Here is a 1737-nt window from a genome sequence, read left to right on the forward strand (position 1 = left end):
TCATCGGCATGCCGGCTGGATAGCAGTGCCCGATGTCGTCGCGATACGGCTTGTGCTCGGCGGCGTACTGCTTCGCCTCGTCGTACGCGGCCTGCGCATCGGGCAGAAACTTCGGGTACGGCGGCCCAAACATGAACGAACTGAATCCCGCGCTCAGATCGACCGTCCAGGTGCCCGTCAGATCGAACGGCGGCTTCGGGCGCGGCTTCGCCAGATTGTGTGGCGCGAGCGCGCCCTCGGGAAAAGTCGCCGCGTCCGTTTTGTCCTGCGCCCGTACGCACGGCACAGCCGCCGCCAACCCCAGAGCCAACGCAACCCCGGCCGCAAAGCTCGTTCTTATCCGCATCGTTCCCCCCTAAACCGGATGTGCCCGGCACTGTACAAATCTTTTGCTTCGGCGTCAACGCTGCACGCGCTTCGCCGGCACACCAATCCATTCGACAGAACGATGGCGACAATGTATTATTCCGACCGAAATTTGGTGCTGGGGGCGGCAATGGTACAGGCATTCTGCGACTGGCTTTCGAATACGCCCGTCAGCTTGAAAATACAAACCGTGCTGTGGATCATTCCAGCGGTCCAGACAGTTCACATTCTCAGCGTGTCGATCGTGATGGCTTCGATGGCCATGCTCGATTTGCGGCTCATGGGCCTCGTCGGCAAGCGCCAGCCGGTTTCGCGCATGGTCGACCGCTTTGTGCCGTGGGTGTGGCGCGTGCTTCTGATCCTCGTCGCCACCGGGGCGATTCTCGTCATCGGCGAGCCGGAACGCGAGCTGCTGAACTGGGCGTTCCGCACAAAGATGGCGATGGTCGCAACCGTAAGCCTGATCACGCTGCTCGTCCAGAATCGCAACCAGCGCGATGCCGCGTTCTGGGAGAATCACAGAATCGCCGCGGCAACGGTCGGAGCCGTCTCGCTGCTACTGTGGGTGGCAATCGTCACGGCCGGACGCTGGATCGCCTACGTCTGATCGCATCGCCGTTTCGGGCCAGGTGGAAGCGTGGGCCTTCAGGCCCACGAAAAGTGTCGGTCGAGAAACGGCTTTAGCCGCGGGAAGGTTCTGGCAAGGGCGTGCTCAAGGGCCAGTTGCGCGTGTCCACGCCGAATAATTGGGGGACCCTATAGTCGCGATGTCGATCCTCAGGCTCTGCGCATGGCTCGAAAGCACCCAGGTTGCTGCCGCAATTCGCGAATCCACCTGGCTCTTCCCGACGATTGAAACGATCCACGTGCTGTCGATCGTTCTCGTAGTCGGCTCGATCGCGATGTTCGATCTCCGGCTCCTCGATCTCGCCTCGCGTGATCGCAGCGTCACCGAAGTCTACGACGACGTGATGCCCTGGACCCGCGCCAGCTTCGTCTGCGCGGTGATCGCCGGCGGCCTGCTCTTCACCTCCAGCGCCACGAAGTACTACAACAACGTTCCGTTCCGCCTGAAGATGACGGCGCTGCTCCTCGCAGGCATCAACACCGCCTATTTCGAATTCTGGACGCGCCGCGGCATCGCCGCCTGGAACCGTGCCGCAAGCACGCCACGCGCAGCCAAGCTAGCCGGCGGAATCTCCCTGGTGTTATGGATCGTAGTGGTAGCCTGCGGCCGCTGGATCGGCTTCACGAAATAGCTCCAACTACTGAGCTTCGCATAATATAGGATCATTCTGACCATAAAGAAGCCTGTTCCCAGAAGGCGGTGATCAAGGTTGGCCGGCGGCGCATGTTGCGGAGTGCGTGGCG

The 1737-nt window shown here is 61.5% G+C and carries 3 protein-coding genes; 2 read left to right on the forward strand and 1 reads right to left on the reverse strand.

The window, feature by feature from the left end; all coding sequences use genetic code 11:
* A partial coding sequence (locus tag VGG64_19425) for a hypothetical protein (GenBank protein ID HEY1601781.1) occupies positions 1-346 on the reverse strand: 346 nt, incomplete at its 3' end.
* Between the two features lie 210 nt (positions 347-556).
* Here VGG64_19425 and VGG64_19430 point away from each other — a divergent pair.
* Both VGG64_19430 and VGG64_19435 read left to right on the forward strand, forming a co-directional pair.
* Positions 557-973, forward strand: coding sequence for a DUF6644 family protein (locus VGG64_19430; GenBank protein ID HEY1601782.1), 417 nt, complete (start codon positions 557-559; stop codon positions 971-973).
* A 160-nt stretch (positions 974-1133) separates the two neighbouring features.
* Entirely contained in the window at positions 1134-1625 is a 492-nt protein-coding gene (locus VGG64_19435; GenBank protein HEY1601783.1) for a DUF6644 family protein, read from the forward strand.
* The last annotated feature ends 112 nt before the right edge of the window (positions 1626-1737 follow it).

The sequence above is a fragment of the Pirellulales bacterium genome (assembly GCA_036490175.1).
In the GTDB taxonomy this organism is placed as follows: Bacteria; Planctomycetota; Planctomycetia; order Pirellulales; family JACPPG01; genus JACPPG01.